The 17,404-nt window shown below is 71.8% G+C and carries 16 protein-coding genes; 6 read left to right on the top strand and 10 right to left on the bottom strand.

Annotation, left to right across the window (positions count from 1 at the left end; all coding sequences use genetic code 11):
* Positions 1–29: 29 nt before the first annotated feature.
* A complete protein-coding gene (locus tag ACZ5ID_RS00430) occupies positions 30–1,499 on the bottom strand; it encodes an FAD-dependent monooxygenase (RefSeq protein WP_468892042.1) in 1,470 nt (489 codons plus the stop codon).
* 143 nt (positions 1,500–1,642) lie between these two features.
* Between ACZ5ID_RS00430 and ACZ5ID_RS00425 the strand changes: the two genes are divergently transcribed.
* Positions 1,643–2,089 (top strand): nuclear transport factor 2 family protein, encoded by a 447-nt coding sequence (locus ACZ5ID_RS00425; RefSeq protein WP_468892040.1) that lies wholly within the window; start codon positions 1,643–1,645, stop codon positions 2,087–2,089.
* A 68-nt stretch (positions 2,090–2,157) separates the two neighbouring features.
* Here the strand turns inward: ACZ5ID_RS00425 and ACZ5ID_RS00420 are convergent, their stop codons facing one another.
* Positions 2,158–2,574, bottom strand: a complete 417-nt coding sequence (locus ACZ5ID_RS00420; RefSeq protein WP_406550855.1) for a pyridoxamine 5'-phosphate oxidase family protein — start codon at positions 2,572–2,574, stop codon at positions 2,158–2,160.
* A gap of 171 nt (positions 2,575–2,745) precedes the next feature.
* Between ACZ5ID_RS00420 and ACZ5ID_RS00415 the strand changes: the two genes are divergently transcribed.
* The 3 genes from ACZ5ID_RS00415 (at position 2,746) to ACZ5ID_RS00405 (ending at position 6,445) form a co-directional block, all read left to right on the top strand.
* Complete coding sequence (locus ACZ5ID_RS00415; protein ID WP_468892038.1) at positions 2,746–3,339, top strand: TetR/AcrR family transcriptional regulator; 594 nt, start codon at positions 2,746–2,748, stop codon at positions 3,337–3,339.
* Between the two features lie 82 nt (positions 3,340–3,421).
* Entirely contained in the window at positions 3,422–5,593 is a 2,172-nt protein-coding gene (locus ACZ5ID_RS00410) for a RecQ family ATP-dependent DNA helicase (RefSeq protein ID WP_468892036.1), read from the top strand.
* A gap of 225 nt (positions 5,594–5,818) precedes the next feature.
* Entirely contained in the window at positions 5,819–6,445 is a 627-nt protein-coding gene (locus ACZ5ID_RS00405) for a hypothetical protein (protein ID WP_468892034.1), read from the top strand.
* Positions 6,446–6,529: 84 nt separating this feature from the next.
* Here ACZ5ID_RS00405 and ACZ5ID_RS00400 read toward each other — a convergent pair whose 3' ends face one another.
* The 3 genes from ACZ5ID_RS00400 to ACZ5ID_RS00390 form a co-directional block, all read right to left on the bottom strand.
* Positions 6,530–7,159 (bottom strand): hypothetical protein, encoded by a 630-nt coding sequence (locus ACZ5ID_RS00400; protein ID WP_468892032.1) that lies wholly within the window; start codon positions 7,157–7,159, stop codon positions 6,530–6,532.
* Between the two features lie 105 nt (positions 7,160–7,264).
* Positions 7,265–7,975 (bottom strand): ribonuclease HII, encoded by a 711-nt coding sequence (locus ACZ5ID_RS00395; RefSeq protein ID WP_468892031.1) that lies wholly within the window; start codon positions 7,973–7,975, stop codon positions 7,265–7,267.
* Between the two features lie 97 nt (positions 7,976–8,072).
* Complete coding sequence (locus ACZ5ID_RS00390) at positions 8,073–8,708, bottom strand: TetR/AcrR family transcriptional regulator (protein ID WP_468892029.1); 636 nt, start codon at positions 8,706–8,708, stop codon at positions 8,073–8,075.
* 219 nt (positions 8,709–8,927) lie between these two features.
* Here ACZ5ID_RS00390 and ACZ5ID_RS00385 point away from each other — a divergent pair, with 219 nt between their 5' ends.
* The gene (locus tag ACZ5ID_RS00385; RefSeq protein WP_468892027.1) at positions 8,928–10,487 is read left to right on the top strand and encodes an MFS transporter; all 1,560 of its coding nucleotides are present in this window, start codon (positions 8,928–8,930) and stop codon (positions 10,485–10,487) included.
* Positions 10,488–10,523: 36 nt separating this feature from the next.
* Here ACZ5ID_RS00385 and ACZ5ID_RS00380 read toward each other — a convergent pair whose 3' ends face one another.
* From ACZ5ID_RS00380 to ACZ5ID_RS00370, 3 genes are all read right to left on the bottom strand, one after another.
* Positions 10,524–11,435 (bottom strand): ADP-ribosylglycohydrolase family protein, encoded by a 912-nt coding sequence (locus ACZ5ID_RS00380; RefSeq protein ID WP_468892025.1) that lies wholly within the window; start codon positions 11,433–11,435, stop codon positions 10,524–10,526.
* Positions 11,436–11,447: 12 nt separating this feature from the next.
* The gene (locus ACZ5ID_RS00375; protein WP_358837747.1) at positions 11,448–12,107 is read right to left on the bottom strand and encodes a histidine phosphatase family protein; all 660 of its coding nucleotides are present in this window, start codon (positions 12,105–12,107) and stop codon (positions 11,448–11,450) included.
* A 64-nt stretch (positions 12,108–12,171) separates the two neighbouring features.
* A complete protein-coding gene (locus ACZ5ID_RS00370) occupies positions 12,172–12,777 on the bottom strand; it encodes a YdbC family protein (protein ID WP_468892023.1) in 606 nt (201 codons plus the stop codon).
* A gap of 126 nt (positions 12,778–12,903) precedes the next feature.
* On the opposite strand from ACZ5ID_RS00370, the gene ACZ5ID_RS00365 reads away from it, so the two are divergent.
* Complete coding sequence (locus tag ACZ5ID_RS00365) at positions 12,904–13,434, top strand: TerD family protein (RefSeq protein ID WP_468892021.1); 531 nt, start codon at positions 12,904–12,906, stop codon at positions 13,432–13,434.
* Positions 13,435–13,563: 129 nt separating this feature from the next.
* Here the strand turns inward: ACZ5ID_RS00365 and ACZ5ID_RS00360 are convergent, their stop codons facing one another.
* Together ACZ5ID_RS00360 and nrdR are read right to left on the bottom strand one after the other, a co-directional pair.
* A complete protein-coding gene (locus ACZ5ID_RS00360; RefSeq protein WP_468892019.1) occupies positions 13,564–16,458 on the bottom strand; it encodes a vitamin B12-dependent ribonucleotide reductase in 2,895 nt (964 codons plus the stop codon).
* Positions 16,459–16,600: 142 nt separating this feature from the next.
* Positions 16,601–17,122 (bottom strand): transcriptional regulator NrdR, encoded by a 522-nt coding sequence (nrdR, locus tag ACZ5ID_RS00355; protein WP_468892017.1) that lies wholly within the window; start codon positions 17,120–17,122, stop codon positions 16,601–16,603.
* Positions 17,123–17,404: the final 282 nt, after the last annotated feature.

Raw genomic sequence — 17,404 nt, 5'->3', positions numbered from 1 at the left:
GTATGAGAGAACGGGGCTTCGGACCCTGCTCAGTTGGGCCGGCCGAACCATCGGTTGAGGGCTTCGACGAGCCCCTCCGTGCGCGAAGCGGAGGGGGAGACCCAGGCGACGTAGCCGTCGGGGCGCACCAGGAAGGCGTCCAGACCGGCGTCGCAGTCGTGCTGCTCGGCGGTGACCGTGGTGACACGGTCGGCCCAGCCCGCGGCGAGCGACCGCAGGTGGGAGTCGTCGGTGAGGTCGAACAGGACGGCCCGGCCGGCCGCCAGCAGTTCGAAGTTGGTGGTCTTCTCGCCGTTGACCACCAGTTCCTCGTCCTTGAGACGGCGGCCGAGGAGCGGATGGTCGCCCTCGCCCACGTCGTGGCGGATGTCGAGTCCGGTGACCATCCCGATCAGCGTCTTCTGGACGTCCTCGAACTCGGTGAGCTCGGTGAAGACGTCGAGCAGCGGGGTGATCTCGTCGCCGCCCAGGTAGAGGATCCGCTGGGCGAGGGTGTTGGTGAGCACCCGGGCGCCGACCGGGTGGCGCTCGGAGTGGTACGTGTCGAGCAGGCCCTCGGGGGCCTGGCCCTTGATCTCCAGGGCGAGCTTCCAACCGAGGTTCACCGCGTCCTGCACGCCGGCGCTCATTCCCTGGGCGCCGATCGGCAGATGGATGTGCGCGGCGTCGCCGGCCAGGAAGACCCGGCCCTTGCGGTACTCGGCGGCCTGGCGGCTCACATCGGTGGTGGTGGAGACCCAGTGCACCGTGGCGCCGCTGATGTCCTCGCCGGACAGGCGCTTGAACGCCTCGGCCACCTCGTCGAAGGTGATCGGGTCCGGGCTCTTGCGGAGCGGCTCGCTCCGGTCGAAGTAGACGATCCGGCAGCGCTCCGGGCCGAGCGGCAGCACCATGACCATGCCGCCGGGCACCCGCTCACCGCTGAAGCGCGGGCGCAGCGGCACCCCGCTGATGTCGGCGAACCGGAGCTCGATGGCCGGGTCGGTGCCGGGGAAGTCGATGCCCGCGAGCTTGCGCACCGCGCTGCGGGCGCCGTCCGCGCCCACCAGGTAACGGCCGCGCAGCGTGGCCGGGCCCCCGGGGGTGGTGACCTCCACGGTGACCCCGTCGGCGCCGTCCTTCAGGCCGGTGACCTCGACCCCGCGGCGGACCTCGGCGCCCAGCTGCCCGGCCCAGCCGGCCAGCACGCCCTCGGTACGCGACTGGGGGATGCCCCGGGCCCCGTAGGAGCCGCCCTCGACAAGCCGGTAATCGATGGACACTCCGCCGAAATGACCGACCGGAATGACGTCCACACCACCGAATCGCTCCAGCAGTCCGCGCTGGCCGAATTCCTCGATGGTCCGGGCGGAGAATCCCAGCGCACGCGACTGCTGTATCGGCTCGGCAAGGCGATCGACGACAATCACGGACACGCCGTTCAGGCGCAGTTCGCCTGCGAGCATGAGTCCTGTGGGGCCGGCTCCCGCGATAATTACGTCCGCGTCAAAGTTATCCATCTACCCTCTTCCGACTGGCGTTTCTCCAGTATCCCGAGGGCCCCGGTGAGCGTAAATAGCTGCTAGTACAGGCCTTTGACAAGTACGTCAACTCCGCTACAAGGAGTCTTGGTCAGAGGCCTGTTCCGGCGTCATCCTCAACCATGACCTCAAGCCAATCCACCGCCGATGTCGCGGGACTGCTCGACCGCTACCTGATCAATCTGGACGACGACAAGCTCGACGACGCCTGGGCCCGGGGGCTGTTCACCGAGGACGCCGTCGTCGAGTTCCCGATGAGCCGGCACGAGGGGATCGCCGGCCTCGCCGAGTACCACAGCACCGCTCTGGCGGCCTTCGCCCGCACCCAGCACATCAACTCGCCCGCCCTGGTCGAGATCCACGGCGACCGGGCCTCCCTGCGCGCCAACATCGTCTCCACCCATGTGCACCACCCCTCCGACCATCCGGAGGACGCCGAGCGCGACCCGATATTCGCCAACGGAAGCCTGGTGAGCGCCGAGGCCCGGCGCACTCCGGACGGCTGGCGCCTGAGCCTGCTGTCGCTGCGCATGATCTGGGTGACCGGCACCCCGCCCCGCAAGGGCTGAGCCCCGCCGAACGAGAGCGCGGCGGACGGGGAGGACACTCCCCGTACCGCCGCGCTCTCCCGCGTTCTCTAGACGTTCAGGCTCATCACCCGGTCGACGCGGATCTCGACCACCACCCGGCCCGGCGGGTTGGGCGGGCCCGAGCGGTAGCGCCGGGTGTAGCGGCGCGCGCCCTCGGTGACCCGCGCGGGCTCGTCGCGGACCTCGGCCGTGCCCTCCAGCGTGACCCAACTGAACCCGGCGACCTGGCAGATGGCGACCCGGGAGCCCGGCGCCGCGATCAGGTTGCGGGCCTTGCGGGAGGTGGACACCGTCATCACCCGGGCGAGCCCCGCCTCCGCGTCCCAGGTGAACCGCACGGGTGCCACGTGCGGGGACCCGTCGGGCCGGATGGTGGTCAGTACGCCGATGTGCGGCTCCGTCAGGAATGCCTCCACCGACGCCGACACCTCCGGCGCACTCGTACGCCCCAGGGGCAACGACATCGTGTTCGTCCTTCCGTCTCACGGCAGCTACCAGGCCATTGTCAACACCCGGGGGCGCCCTGTGGAACCGACTGGGCAACTGCGAACCGCATACCCCAACTGGCGTGAAGTCGGGGCTGGTTCAGTGGGTGGAGGCAGTGCATAGTAGAGTCAAACGGAGGGAGGTTCCGTATGCCAACGTCAACGCCGGTCAGTGAGAGCGGTGGCCGCCGGCTCCGGGCTGACGCGGAGCGCAACCGGGCCCGGGTCCTGAACGCGGCGCGCGAGCTCTTCGCGGAACGCGGCGCCAACGTGTCCATGGACGAGGTGGCCCGGCACGCCGAGGTCGGCGTGGGCACGCTCTACCGCCACTTCCCCACCAAGGAAGCCATGGTGGTAGCGGCCTCCCAGCAGCGCTTCGGCGAGATCCTCACGTACTACCGCACGGTGTGCCGCGAGTCGGCCGAGCCTCTTGAGGCGCTCCAGATGCTGCTCACCCGGGTCGGCGAGGTGGAGGCGCGCGACCGGGGTTTCGCCAGCGTCATCGGCGGCACGCTCGGCTCCGAGGGCCCGCCCAGCACCATGCGCGCCGATCTGGAGGCCGAGCTCGTGGACCTGGTCGGCAAGGGGCAGGCGGCCGGCTCCATCCGCACCGACATCGCGGGCGCCGACATCCTCGCCCTGACCTGCGGCCTCACCTCGATCGTGCACCGCCGCAGCGGCGACTGGCGGCGCTACATCGACATCGTGCTCGACGGGCTGCGCTCGGACCACACCACGCCGTAGCGGCCTCCTCCCGGGGCGCGGCGCGAGCCCGTGCGCGCCCCGGGGCGGGCCGGATGTCAGAGGTGTCCTGTTGTATGGGGGCATGAACGACACGAGCACCACGGATCTGCGCACCCGGGCCGACGCCGTCCTGGCCCGCCTCGTCGGCGACCCCACGGGAGCGGCCCGGCTGCGCGAGGACCAGTGGCGTGCCATCGAGGCGCTCGTCGCCGAGGGGCGCCGGGCGCTGGTCGTCCAGCGCACCGGATGGGGAAAGTCCGCGGTGTACTTCGTGGCGACCTCGCTGCTGCGCGAGCGCGGCAGCGGCCCCACCGTGATCGTCTCCCCGCTGCTGGCGCTGATGCGCAACCAGGTGGAGGCCGCCGCGCGCGCGGGCATCCGCGCCCGCACGATCAACTCCTCGAACACCGAGGAGTGGGAGACCGTCCAGGCCGAGGTGGCCGCCGGCGAGGTCGACGTCCTGCTGGTGAGCCCGGAGCGCCTCAACAACCCGGACTTCCGCGACGAGGTGCTGCCCAAGCTCTCGGCCGCGACCGGACTGCTCGTGGTCGACGAGGCGCACTGCATCTCGGACTGGGGCCACGACTTCCGCCCGGACTACCGCAGGCTGCGCACCATGCTCGCCGAGCTCCCCCCGGGCGTCCCGGTCCTGGCGACGACGGCGACGGCCAACGCGCGCGTGACGGCCGACGTGGCGGAGCAGCTGGGGACGGGCGCGGACACCGACGCGCTGGTGCTGCGCGGCCCCCTGGACCGCGAGAGCCTGAGTCTGAACGTGCTGGCGCTGCCGGACGCGGCGCACCGGCTGGCCTGGCTCGCCGACCACCTGGACGAGCTGCCGGGCTCCGGGATCATCTACACGCTGACGGTGGCCGCCGCCGAGGAGGTCACCGCGTATCTGCACCAGTGCGGCCACCCGGTCACCTCCTACACGGGCCGCACGGAGAACGCGGACCGCCAGCAGGCCGAGGACGATCTGCTGGCCAACCGGGTCAAGGCGCTGGTCGCCACCTCCGCGCTCGGTATGGGCTTCGACAAGCCGGACCTCGGCTTCGTGGTCCATCTGGGCTCGCCCTCCTCCCCCATCGCCTACTACCAGCAGGTGGGCCGCGCGGGCCGCGGGGTGGAGCACGCGGAGGTGCTGCTGCTGCCGGGCAAGGAGGACGAGGCGATCTGGAAGTACTTCGCCTCGGTCGCCTTCCCGCCCGAGGAGCAGGTCCGGCGCACCCTGGACGTGCTGGCGCGGGCGGACCGCCCCCTGTCGCTGCCCGCCCTGGAGCCGCTGGTGGAGCTGCGGCGCACCCGCCTGGAGACGATGCTCAAGGTCCTCGACGTGGACGGCGCGGTCCACCGCGTCAAGGGCGGCTGGACCTCCACCGGCGAGTCATGGGTGTACGACGCGGAGCGGTACGCCTGGGTGGCCCGCCAGCGGGAGGCCGAGCAGCAGGCGATGCGGGACTACGCCTCGACGACGGGCTGCCGGATGGAGTTCCTGCGCCGCCAGCTCGACGACGAGGAGGCGGCCCCGTGCGGTCGCTGCGACAACTGCGCGGGCGCCCGCTTCACCGCCGGCGTCTCCGGGACGGCGCTGGAGGCGGCCAGGGGAGAGCTCACCCGCCCGGGCGTCGAGATCGAGCCCCGCAAGATGTGGCCCACCGGCCTCGCGGCGGTCGGCGTGGACCTCAAGGGCCGTATCCCCGCGGGCGAACAGGCCTTCCCGGGCCGGGCGCTGGGCCGCCTCTCCGACATCGGCTGGGGCAACCGGCTGCGCCCCATGCTCGCCCCCCAGAGCCCCGACGGACCGGTCCCGGACGACGTGGTCGACGCGGTGGTGACGGTCCTGACGGACTGGGCCAAGGGCCCCGGCGGCTGGGCCTCCGGCGGCCCCGACGCACCGCCCCGGCCCGCCGGGGTGGTCACGGTCGCCTCGCTCACCCGGCCCCGGCTCGTCGAGTCACTGGGCGCCCGGATCGCGGAGATCGGCCGGATGCCGCTCCTGGGGCGCGTGGAGTACGGGGAGGGGGCCGCCGGGTCCCGGGTTCCCGCGTCCAACAGCGCCCAGCGGGTGCGCGCCCTGCACCACGCGTTCACGGTGCCGGACGAGGTGGCCACGGCGGTGCGGGAGGCGGGCGGCCCGGTGCTGCTCGTCGACGACCGCGCGGACACCGGCTGGACGCTGGCGGTGGCGGCCCGGCTGCTGCGCCGGGCGGGCGCGCAGGGCGTGTTTCCGCTGGTCCTCGCCGTTCAGGGATGACCGCGCGAGGCCCTGGGGAGTGACCGGCGGTAAGACGGGGCAGGGATATGAGCGTCATACCCTCCGATTCCAGTCAGCGGCTCCATTTGCTCGTTGCCGCGTGCCCGCGAGCCAGCGAGAATTGGAGCCGCGCCTCATCGGTGGACCCGGCGGCCCGGGCCGTGCCGTGGCGCGCCTCACCCGACCCCTGCCCGCAGCGTGGGCGCGTATCCGGAAGGGAGAACCGTGACCTTCGGATTCGCTCCGTCCACAGCCTCGGCAGGTGCGTCGTCCCTCACCTCGGCGGCCTCCGGGAACCGCCTCGCCAGGATGCTGGAGCCCGCCGAGTGGGCCGCGGCGGGTATCCCGCTGCTGCGCAGCCCCCGCGAGGTGGTCGTCGGCCTGCACACCCGGCACGACCCGGCCCCGTCGACGGCCGTGATCGCGGTCCTGGACCACGAGGAACGGCTGGCGGCCAGCGCCTCGTTCGTGCGCCGCCCGGGCCCCGCGGACGGCTGGGAGTTCCGCAACGCGCTCCTCGCGCATCTGCGCCGGGTGATCCCGCACGACCTGCGCCGCCGGACCCCGGTGCGCACGGCCGTGCTGCTCTACTGCCGTGACGGCGACGAGCGTTGGACCGAGGAGGACGGCGCCTGGATGTGGGGCCTGCGGGACGCCTGCACCCTGCACGGGCTGCGCTGCGGCGCGTACATCACGCTGACACCTGGCGGCTGGCAGGTCCTGGGCGAGGGCCGGGGCGGCCGGCACCCCAGCTCCACCACCCGCCCGGGCTCCCTTGCGGACACCGACCCCGCGCCCCCGCCCCTGCGCAGCGGCACGGCGGAAACCCTGCGCAGGGTGGCGGCGCGCTAACGCGCTCTGAAGGGGCGCGGGGAACGGCGCGAGCGACCCACCACGACCCGCACCGGAGAACGTCTGCCCCGGGGGGGAAACCCCTCAGACCCCCGCGCCCAGCACGGAGTTGACCCGCTGCGGATCACCGCAGACGATCAGCAGCGCCCCGGCCCGCTCCCGCGCGACCGACAGCGCGGCGACAGCCGCGTCGTCCCCGCCGTTGACGGCGACGATCACCACGGGACGGCCGGCCGCACGCTCGACGGACGCGGCCGACGCGTAGAACACGTCGTCGCGGGCGTCGTGCTGCGCCCAGTACGACTCCTCGCCGAAGGACAGCTCGTGCGCCGCCCACGGGTGCGGGTCACCGGTGGTGAGGACCAGGATGTCGCCCGGCGCGCGGCCGGCGTCGAGCAGCAGGTCCACCGCCTCGTCCGCCGCGTGGAGCGCGCCCTGGGCCGGGGCGGGGATCAGCTGGATCTGCGGCCCGGCGCCCCGGCCGGGCGTGGCCTGGGGCTGGGCTGCGGCGACGGCGGCGGCACCGGAGTGCGTGCGCTGCGCGGGGGGCGTGGGCCGGGCGGAGCCGGGCACCGGACGACCGGGACGCGGCGTGACCGCGGTACGCGGACCAGGAACGGGACGGGGGGTCGGCGCGGTGCGGCCGGCGGCCGGAGTGACGCGGGGACCCTGGGCGCTCTCGTGAATCTGAGGCTCCTCGGGGATGAGAGGCATGGGTAAAGGTCTATCAAACGCCGGTGAATGGGGCACCACCGGGTGGGCACAAAAGTGCGATCGGGGCGGAGTCTCCCCGTAAAGGGCGGGGAAAGTCCAGGGATTTCAGAAGTCGAAGCCGAGCTGGCCCCCGCTTTCCAGGGCGGTGGCCGGCGCCGGGATCCGGACCTTCTTCAGGTGCCGCCAGCGCGGCATGGCGTCGAGGTACGCCCAGGACATCCGGTGGTGCGGGGTCGGCCCCAGCTCCTCCAGTGCCGTCTTGTGCGTGGGCGAGGGGTAGCCGGCGTTGTCGGCGAAGCCGAACACCTCGTACTCCCCGGCCGCTCCCCCGAGTTCGGCCATCATCGCGTCGCGGCGCACCTTGGCGATCACCGAGGCCGCCGCGACCGCGACGCAGGACTGGTCCCCCTTGATGACGGTACGGACCCGCCACGGCGCACCGAGGTAGTCGTGCTTGCCGTCGAGGATCACCGCCTCCGGGCGTACCGGGAGCGCGTCCAGCGCGCGGCCGGCGGCGAGACGGAGCGCGGCGGTCATCCCGAGCTCGTCGATCTCCTGCGGGGACGCGTGCCCGAGCGCGTACGACGTCACCCAGGACTCCAGCTCCCCCGCCAGTTCGAGCCGGCGCCTGGGGCTGATGAGCTTGGAGTCGGTCAGACCCGCGGGCGGCCGGCGCAGCCCCGTGATCGCGGCGCACACCGTGACGGGACCGGCCCACGCCCCGCGTCCGACCTCGTCGACACCGGCGATGATCTTGCATCCGGTGGTGGCGCGAAGCGAGCGCTCGACGGTGTGGGTGGGTGGTTCGTACGGCATGGCGCCAGCAAGGTTACGCCGCCCGCGCCGCCGAGAACACCCCGGCCACCTTGTACCGGCGGACCGACCGCCCGGCCGGCCCCTCCCGCACACGCGATCAGGCGTTCCCGGGCCGCAGCAGCGGCACCATCACGTGATCGATCATCTCCGCGACCGCCTCGTCGGGCCATTCGCTTCCGCGTACCTTCGCGCGGAACATCATCAGTCCGGGGATCACGTCGAAGATCACGTCCGCGCGGGCGTCCGCCCGTACGTCGCCCCGGGCGATCCCGCGCTGGACGACCTCCCCGAAGAGCCGCTGGGCGGGCTCGACCAGGCGCCGCAGGACCAGGCCGTGGAACCGGTCGGCGCTGGCGGCGTCGCACTCGTAAAGCACCGAGCGCAGCGCGAACCCCGACCGCGAGTACATCGCCCCGCGCAGCCGCAGACAGAGCTGGTAGAGGTCCTCGCGCACCGAGCCGTGGTCCTCGGCGCGGTCCAGATCGGGGAACCCGGACCGCAGGGCGTCCACCACCAGCTCCTCCTTGGAGGGCCAGCGCCGGTACACCGCAGCCTTCCCGGTCTGCGCCCCGGCGGCCACCGCCTCCATGGTCAGGGCGTTCCAGCCGACCGTGCTCAACTGCTCCAGGGCCGCGTCGAGGATCGCCCGCTCCAGGACGGGGCCCCGTCGGCGCGGCGAGGCCCGCGGCCGGGGCGGGGCCTCGTCGGCGGCTGCCCAGCGCGAAGTAGCCATCGTCTTCTCTCCGTTGGGGACGGGGTCCGCCTCCCTATGGTGGTCGCCCCTCAGCGGTTTGACCAGGAACGCCGTCCCGGGACCCCCCGTACGGGGTCCCACCCGGGCCGCCCGCCTGCCCCAACTCCCATAGTGAACGCTTGTGTTCACTCTCACGGGCTCGCTAGGGTCTCCTTAGTGAACGGTGGCGTTTCCTAGTACGTCTTGAGGGGACCCTTTATGACGTCAGATCAGATAGACGCGAAGCCCGGCACCCAACCGCACTCCCCGCACCCCCCGCGCCCCGACCGCCGCGGCGTCGCCCTCGCGGTCATCGCGATGTGCCAGCTGATGGTCGTCCTGGACGCGACGATCGTGAACATCGCCCTCCCGCACATCCAGACCTCCCTCGGCTTCTCCACCAGCGACCTGACCTGGGTGATCAACGCCTACGCGCTGACCTTCGGCGGGCTGCTGCTGCTCGGGGGCCGGGCCGGCGACCTGCTCGGGCGGCGCCGGATGTTCATCACCGGCATCCTAGTCTTCACCCTCGCCTCGCTGCTCGGCGGCTTCGCCCAGGAGCCCTGGCAACTGCTCGCCGCCCGCGCCCTCCAGGGCATCGGCGGCGCGATCGCCTCCCCCACCTCGCTCGCCCTGATCGCGACGACGTTCCCCGAAGGCCCCGAGCGCAACCGGGCGTTCGGCGTCTTCTCCGCCGTCTCCGCGGGCGGCGGCGCCATCGGCCTCATCGCGGGCGGCATGCTCACGGACTGGCTCAACTGGCGCTGGGTGCTCTTCGTCAACGTCCCCATCGGCCTGGTCATCGCGGCGCTCGCGCCCCGCTGCATCCGGGAGTCCGAGCGCCACCCCGGCACCTTCGACCTGGCCGGCGCGTTCACCTCGACCGGTGGCATGGCCGCGCTGGTCTACGGGTTCATCCGCGCCGCGAACGAGGGCTGGCGCGACGGCTTCACCCTGGCGTCCTTCGGCGCGGCCGTCGTCCTGCTGCTCGCCTTCGTCGCGGTGGAGCGGCGCTCCCCGCAGCCGATCACCCCGCTGCGGATGTTCGCCGACCGCAACCGCTCCGGTACGTACGTGATCATGCTGAGCCTCGCCGCGGCCATGTTCGGCATGTTCTTCTTCATCGTGCTCTTCGTGCAGAACGTGCTGCACTACAGCCCGGTCAAGGCCGGCATCGCGTTCTTCCCCTCGACCCTGGCCATCGTGCTCGCGGCCGGGCTCGCCACGAACCTGCTGTCGCGCCTCGGCCCCAAGCCGATCGTGGTCACCGGCTCGCTGATCACCGCGGGCGCCATGGCCTGGCTCACCCTGATCGACCCGGACAGCACCTACACCGGCGGCATCATCGGCCCGCTGCTGCTCTTCGGCTTCGGTATGGGCCTCAACTTCGTCACCCTCACCCTCACCGCGGTCTCCGGCATCGCCGACAGCGAGTCGGGAGCCGCGTCCGGCCTGCTCAACACCACCCAGCAGGTCGGCGGCGCGCTGGGCCTGTCCATCCTGACCACGGTCTTCGGCACCGCGAGCCGCGACGAGGGCAGGACGCAGCTCAAGGACTTCCTCGCGCACGGCTCGCCGGAGCAGAAGGCAGCCTTCGCCAGGACCCACCAGCTGCCCGCGCCCTGGAGCGACGAGGTGCTGGCCCACGGCATCGGCACGGCCTTCATCGCCGCCGTGGCGCTGGTGGGGCTCGCCGTGCTGGTCTCGGTCTTCGTCATCCAGGTCCGCAGAAGCGATCTGGAGGCGCTGAGCGGCAAGGCGGGCGTGCCGGCGGGCTGACGCGCCCGCCGGTCCCCGGCCCCGGCGAGGACGGGCTCAGGCCGAAGCCCTCGCCGGGACCCACTCCGGCAGTTCCTCGGTCCGCGCCAGCCACTCGGCCGGGGGCGCCCCGGCCACCGCTCCCGCGATCACCCCGCCGACGATCGCGCAGGTGGTGTCGACGTCTCCGCCCACCTGCGCGGTCGTCCAGAACGCCGTCTCGTAGTCGCCGAGCCCGCGCGCCGCCGACCACAGCGCGAACGGCACCGTGTCGTGCGCGCTGGTCCGCCGCCCGCACCCGAGCACCGCGGCGACCGTGGCCGGGTCCCCGTAGTCCAGCATGTCCCGCGCCCGCCGCAGCCCCGCGCCGACCGCGCTGCGCGGCACCAGCGCGACGACGCCGTCCAGCAGCGCCGCCGGGGTCGGCGGGCCGGCCGGGTCGGCGGCGAGCGCGGCGGCGGCGGCGACCGCCATCGAGCCCACCACGGCCTCGCGGTGCTGGTGGGTGGTGTACGAGGAGATCTCGGCCTGGTGGGTCGCCTGCTCGGGGTCGTCCGCGTACCAGGCGCCCAGCGGCGCGATCCGCATCGCGGAGCCGTTGCCCCACGAGCCCTGTCCGTTGAAGAGCGCGGCGGCCAGCTCCCGCCAGTCCCCGCCCTCCCGGATCAGCCGCAGCATCCGGTTGACGGCCGGGCCGTACCCCCGGTCGAAGTCGTGGTGCTCGGCGAAGGAGCGGGCGAGGCGGTCCTGGTCGATACGGCCGTGGGCGGCCAGGACGGCCAGGACCGAACACGCCATCTCGGTGTCGTCGGTCCACTGCCAGGGGCCCGCGGGCAGCTCGCGCCGTTTGAGCAGCGGATAGTGCGCGGGGACGAAGAACTGGGAGCCCAGGGCGTCTCCCACCGCCAGCCCGCGCAGGCTGGCCAGCGCGCGTTCGAAGCGTGAGTCGAGTGTGGAGTCAGCGGTCATCGCACACCCACTCTATCCGGTGATGCCGTACGGCTCGGGGACGCGCCACCGCTCGAACTGCCGGTCCAGCGTGTACCGCCCGTCCGGGCCCAGCAGCAGCGTCCTGGTCTCCGCGTTCCCCGGGTTGGAGAGCGACTCGAAGTCCGCCACCGTCCAGTGGAACCAGCGCATGCAGAACAGCCGCATCGTCAGTCCGTGGGTGACGAGCAGCACGTTGGGCGGGTGGTCCGGGGCCTCGAAGCTGCGGTGCAGGCTCTCCAGGAACGAGCCCACCCGGTCGTACACGTCCGCCCCCGACTCGCCCTGCGCGAAGCGGTAGAAGAAGTGCCCGTACGCGTCCCGGTAGGCCTTCTGCAGGCGGACGTCGTCGCGGTCCTGCCAGTTCCCCCAGTCCTGCTCGCGCAGTCTCGGCTCCTCCCTGATCCGCACGAGCTCCGGGTCGAGGCCGAACTCCCGGAACGTCTCGTGGGTGCGCCGGTAGGGCGAGACGTACACGCTGACGCGCTCGCGTCCGAACGTCTCCCGCAGCCGCTCCCCGGTAGCCCGGGCCTGGCGCCGCCCGGCCTCGGTGAGCCGCAGCGCGTGGTCGGGCTCGCGCTCGTACACGGTGTCATCGGCGTTCCCCTCCGACTCGCCGTGCCGGACGAGGACGATGCGACGCGGTCTTGCCATGCGTCAACCCTAGATCGCCGGTCCGCCTTGCGAGCATCCGTCCGGCCGCCATCCGGCGTATCGCTCACACCGTCCAGCTGGGGTTGAGGTCGACGACGGCCCCCGAAAGGCCGGCCACGTCCGCGGCCGTCCCCGCCCGCAGGGTGAGCCGTTCCACCCGGTCGGCCCGGTACTTGCCGTGCTCGGCCGCCGACCGCCACATGGACAGCACCAGGAACTCCTGCCCCGGGGCCTCACCGAACATCCCCCGCAGCATCCCCGGCGACCCGGCCATCGCCGGGTTCCAGATGCGCTCCTGGGCCGAGGTGAAGTGCTCCACGCGGTCGCCGTGCACCCGGCAGTGCGCCACCCGCACCACGTCCGCGTCCGTGAAGCGCGGCTCGAAGCCGGTCTTCACGTCGAAGCGGTGGTCGAACAGCTTGGCGCGCGCGTCCTTGTACGTACCGGACTGCGCGGCGGCGAGCCGGTCGTGGGCGCGCGCCATGAAGGAGTCGTAGAAGGCGCGGCTCTCCCAGAAGGTGAAGACGTGCGCCACATCGGGCCGTCCTCTGCTCCACCCGCCGCCCTGGCCCCTGAACCCCGGCTCCCCCAGCAGTCCCGCCCACTTCCGCTGCCCCCGGTCGAAGCCGGGACGGTCGACCACCGTGCAGCGAATCCACTTGACCAGCACCGCGCCATCGTACGGCTCCGGCCCCCCGCCCCGGTCCCACTCCGGCGGACCGACAGGGCCGCGCGCGCGTGGCAGCATGGTCACCGTGCGGCCCGCCAACAGGCCGTCCTGGGGAGGGGTTTGGGGATGAGCGGATTCAGCAAGGGACTCGGCAAGGTCGAGGTGGCACTGCGGTGGGACCCGAGCCCGGCCGGTACCCCGGCGCATGACCTCGATGTGATCGCGGCGGTCTACCCGGCGTCCGACCCGTACGGCAGCCCCGCCTATCTGGTGCACTTCGACAGCCGCTCCCCCGACGGCACGGTCTACATGAGTCGCGACAGCACCACCGGAATGGGCTTCGGGGACGACGAGGTACTGACGGTGGAGTTCGCCCGCCAGCCCGAGGCGCACGGCCGGATCGTGGTCGGCGTCGTCATCCAGCAGCGCCCGGACCGGCTGGTCTTCGGCGATGTGGCCAACCCGGAGGTGCACATCCGCGAGGGCTACACGGAGCTGGCGAGGGACGACTTCTCCGCCGTGGCGCACTGCACGGCCGCGACGGTCGCGGAGTTCGTCAGGTCCCCGGGCGGCGCCTGGCAGCTCCACCCGGGCGTGCGCGGTTTCGACCTGGAGCCGGACGCCTTCACCGCCGCGATGGGCGCGCGGACGGTCTGACTCCCGCCCACGCCGGGCCGCCGGGGCTGTTCCACTCCCGGACACCCCTGTGGGGACCGGCGAATCGCCGGTCCCCACAGGGCGGGGCCTACGCGGCCTCAGGAGCGCTCACACCAGGAGCGCCCGCGGTCAGCTGCAGCCGCTGGTCGAGCCGCAGCCCTCGCAGATGTAGCAGGAGCCGGCCCGCTGCATCTTGGTGCCGCAGGAGAAGCAGAGCGGCGCGTCGGCGCTGACGCCGAGCTGCATCTCGACGAGCTCCGCCGAGTTGTGCACCGCCTTCGGGGGCTCGACGATGGCCGGCTTCGGCGCGGCGACGGCCTTCAGCGTCTCCGTCTGACGGGGAGCGGACTGGGCCAGTCCCTCGACGTCCATGTCCTCGTCCTCCAGGGTCGGCTCGTACGAACCGGTCTCCAGGTGGCGCTGACGCTCCTCGGCGGAGTGGATGCCGAGGGCCGAGCGGGTCTCGAAGGGCAGGAAGTCCAGCGCCAGGCGGCGGAAGATGTAGTCGACGATCGACTGCGCCATCCGCACGTCCGGGTCGTCGGTCATACCGGCCGGCTCGAACCGCATGTTGGTGAACTTCGAGACGTAGGTCTCCAGCGGAACGCCGTACTGCAGGCCGACCGAGACGGCGATCGAGAACGCGTCCATCATGCCCGCGAGGGTCGAGCCCTGCTTGGACATCTTCAGGAAGACCTCGCCCAGCCCGTCGTCCGGGTAGGAGTTGGCGGTCATGTAGCCCTCGGCGCCACCGACCGTGAAGGAGGTGGTGATGCCGGGACGGCCCTTGGGCAGACGCTTGCGGACCGGGCGGTACTCGACGACCTTCTCGACGGCGGTACGGATGGTGTCCTCGGCCTTCGCCGTCACCTCCGCCTTCTCCGCCGACTTGGTCTTCGCGGAGAGGGGCTGGCCGACCTTGCAGTTGTCGCGGTAGATCGCGAGCGCCTTGACGCCCATCTTCCACGCCTCGAAGTAGACCTCCTCGACGTCCTCGACGGTCGCCGTCTCCGGCAGGTTGACCGTCTTGGAGAGCGCGCCCGAGATCCACGGCTGGATGGCCGCCATCATGCGGACGTGGCCCATCGCGGAGATGGAGCGCTCACCCATGGCGCAGTCGAAGACCTCGTAGTGCTCGGTCTTCAGGCCGGGGGCGTCGATCACGTTGCCGTGCTCGGCGATGTGGGCGACGATCGCCTCGATCTGCTCCGGCTGGTAGCCGAGGCGGCGCAGCGCCTGCGGCACCGTGCCGTTGACGATCTGCATCGAGCCGCCGCCGACCAGCTTCTTGAACTTGACCAGCGCGAGGTCGGGCTCCAGGCCGGTGGTGTCGCAGGACATCGCGAGACCGATGGTGCCGGTCGGGGCGATGACCGACGCCTGGGCGTTGCGGAAGCCGTTCTTCTCGCCGAGCCGGACCACGTCCTGCCAGGCCTCCGTGGCGGCGGCCCAGATCGGGGAGTCCAGGTCGTCCACGCGGACGGCCTTGGTGTTGGCGTCGGCGTGCTGCTTCATGACGCGCTGGTGCGGCTCGGCGTTGCGGGCGTAGCCGTCGTACGCGCCGACGACCGCGGCGAGCTCCGCGGAGCGCTTGTACGAGGTGCCGGTCATCAGCGAGGTGATGGCGCCGGCGAGCGCCCGGCCGCCGTCCGAGTCGTACGCGTGGCCGGTGGCCATCAGCAGGGCGCCGAGGTTGGCGTAGCCGATGCCCAGCTGGCGGAAGGCGCGGGTGTTCTCGCCGATCTTCTGGGTGGGGAAGTCGGCGAAGCAGATCGAGATGTCCATCGCGGTGATGACCAGCTCGACGACCTTGGCGAACCGCTCGACCTCGAAGGACTGGTGGCCCTGGCCGTCGTCCTTGAGGAACTTCATCAGGTTCAGCGAGGCGAGGTTGCAGGACGTGTTGTCCAGGTGCATGTACTCGCTGCACGGGTTCGAGCCGTTGATGCGGCCGGACTCCGGGCAGGTGTGCCAGTGGTTGATGGTGTCGTCGTACTGGATGCCGGGGTCGGCGCAGGCCCAGGCGGCCTCGGCCATCTTGCGGAAGAGCGACTTGGCGTCGACCTCCTCGATGACGTCACCGGTCATCCGGGCGCGCAGCCCGAACTTGCCGCCGGTCTCGACGGCCTTCATGAACTCGTCGTTCACCCGGACCGAGTTGTTGGCGTTCTGGTACTGGACGGACGTGATGTCGTCGCCGCCCAGGTCCATGTCGAAGCCCGCGTCGCGCAGCGCGCGGATCTTCTCCTCCTCCTTCACCTTGGTCTCGATGAAGTTCTCGATGTCGGGGTGGTCGACGTCGAGGATGACCATCTTGGCCGCGCGGCGGGTGGCGCCGCCCGACTTGATGGTGCCGGCGGAGGCGTCGGCGCCGCGCATGAAGGAGACCGGACCCGACGCGTTGCCGCCGGAGGAGAGGAGTTCCTTGGAGGAGCGGATACGGGAGAGGTTCAGGCCGGCGCCCGAGCCGCCCTTGAAGATCATGCCCTCTTCCTTGTACCAGTCGAGGATCGACTCCATGGAGTCGTCGACGGACAGGATGAAGCAGGCGGAGACCTGCTGGGGCTGCGGGGTGCCCACGTTGAACCACACGGGGCTGTTGAAGCTGAAGATCTGGTGCAGGAGGGCGTACGCCAGCTCGTGCTCGAAGATCTCGGCGTCCGCGGGCGAGGTGAAGTAGCCGTGGTCCTCGCCGGCCTTGCGGTACGTCTTCACGATCCGGTCGATGAGCTGCCTGAGACCGGTCTCGCGCTGCGGGGTGCCGACGGCCCCGCGGAAGTACTTGCTGGTGACGATGTTGACCGCGTTCACCGACCAGAAGTCGGGGAACTCGACGCCACGCTGCTCGAAGTTGATCGAGCCGTCGCGCCAGTTGGTCATGACGACGTCACGACGCTCCCAGGTCACCTCGTCGTACGGGTGCACGCCGGGGGTGGTGTGGATGCGCTCGATACGCAGGCCCTTGGCCGGCTTGGAGCCCTTGGTGCGGGATCCTCGTGCCGGGCCGCTCGTCGTCTCTGTCATGCCGCCTCCCATACGCGGGCGAAAACGCCCAAAAGTGCCCGAATGTTCCCGTGGCACGGTGTGTGTCTTGTGTCCCGGGCGCCGCGCAGAGCACCCGTGACAGGTCCTGGATCGCCGCCGATCGGCGGCCGGGGTCCGCCGGTCAGTCGGCGGCGGTGGCGGGCACGGGGACCGCGGGGGTCGCTCCTGCCGCGCGCGCGTCCGCGTCGTCCGCGGGAGGCCGTTGTTCGCGGAGCTCCGCGATGGCGGCCTCGAAGTCTTCGAGGGTGTCGAACGCCCGGTACACGGACGCGAAGCGCAGGTACGCGACGAGGTCGAGCTCCTGCAAGGGGCCGAGTATGGCCAGACCCACGTCATGGGTGGTCAGCTCGGCGCTGCCGGTGGCGCGCACCGCCTCCTCGACCCGCTGGCCGAGCTTGGCGAGGGCGTCCTCGGTGACCGGCCGTCCCTGGCACGCCTTGCGGACGCCGGAGATGACCTTGGTGCGCGAGAAGGGTTCGGTGACGCCCGACCGCTTGATGACCATCAGCGAGGCCGTCTCCACCGTCGTGAAGCGACGGGAGCAGTCGGGGCACTGGCGGCGCCGGCGGATCGACGTGCCGTCGTCGGTGGTCCGACTGTCGACGACACGGCTGTCGGGGTGCCTGCAGAAGGGGCAGTGCATGGATCCCAACCCTCCTTCACAGCACGACTGAATAGCCTCGTCAGGCCTGAACAGGCCCCGTCGAAGCAGGCACCAGCATAGGCGATGGGCGCGGCCAGAAGGACCAACGACCACAACTTCTGGGTGGCGGGGGCAATCCAACCACTAGATCTGGGGTTTCACCGACAACCGTCCACTACCGCGTGTCGCGGATCGGTCGCGCAGGGAACAGCGTCCGGGCGTCCGGTTCCGGCCCGTGTCCGCGCGGGCCCGCAGGGCGACGGACGACCGGCGGAGCACCGG

This window comes from Streptomyces sp. NPDC031670, from assembly GCF_055580545.1.
This window is presented reverse-complemented; position numbering and strand designations above follow the sequence as displayed.

Bases quoted from the DNA above. Each gene is read 5' to 3' on its own strand.
- ACZ5ID_RS00410 (WP_468892036.1), top strand. From the start codon at position 3,422: ATGAACGACACGAGCACCACGGATCTGCGCACCCGGGCCGACGCCGTC.
- ACZ5ID_RS00395 (WP_468892031.1), bottom strand. From the start codon at position 7,975: ATGCCGTACGAACCACCCACCCACACCGTCGAGCGCTCGCTTCGCGCC.
- ACZ5ID_RS00400 (WP_468892032.1), bottom strand. From the start codon at position 7,159: ATGCCTCTCATCCCCGAGGAGCCTCAGATTCACGAGAGCGCCCAGGGT.
- ACZ5ID_RS00365 (WP_468892021.1), top strand. From the start codon at position 12,904: ATGAGCGGATTCAGCAAGGGACTCGGCAAGGTCGAGGTGGCACTGCGG.
- ACZ5ID_RS00360 (WP_468892019.1), bottom strand. From the start codon at position 16,458: ATGACAGAGACGACGAGCGGCCCGGCACGAGGATCCCGCACCAAGGGC.
- ACZ5ID_RS00390 (WP_468892029.1), bottom strand. From the start codon at position 8,708: ATGGCTACTTCGCGCTGGGCAGCCGCCGACGAGGCCCCGCCCCGGCCG.
- ACZ5ID_RS00420 (WP_406550855.1), bottom strand. From the start codon at position 2,574: ATGTCGTTGCCCCTGGGGCGTACGAGTGCGCCGGAGGTGTCGGCGTCG.
- ACZ5ID_RS00425 (WP_468892040.1), top strand. From the start codon at position 1,643: ATGACCTCAAGCCAATCCACCGCCGATGTCGCGGGACTGCTCGACCGC.
- ACZ5ID_RS00380 (WP_468892025.1), bottom strand. From the start codon at position 11,435: ATGACCGCTGACTCCACACTCGACTCACGCTTCGAACGCGCGCTGGCC.
- nrdR (WP_468892017.1), bottom strand. From the start codon at position 17,122: ATGCACTGCCCCTTCTGCAGGCACCCCGACAGCCGTGTCGTCGACAGT.
- ACZ5ID_RS00430 (WP_468892042.1), bottom strand. From the start codon at position 1,499: ATGGATAACTTTGACGCGGACGTAATTATCGCGGGAGCCGGCCCCACA.
- ACZ5ID_RS00375 (WP_358837747.1), bottom strand. From the start codon at position 12,107: ATGGCAAGACCGCGTCGCATCGTCCTCGTCCGGCACGGCGAGTCGGAG.
- ACZ5ID_RS00415 (WP_468892038.1), top strand. From the start codon at position 2,746: ATGCCAACGTCAACGCCGGTCAGTGAGAGCGGTGGCCGCCGGCTCCGG.
- ACZ5ID_RS00385 (WP_468892027.1), top strand. From the start codon at position 8,928: ATGACGTCAGATCAGATAGACGCGAAGCCCGGCACCCAACCGCACTCC.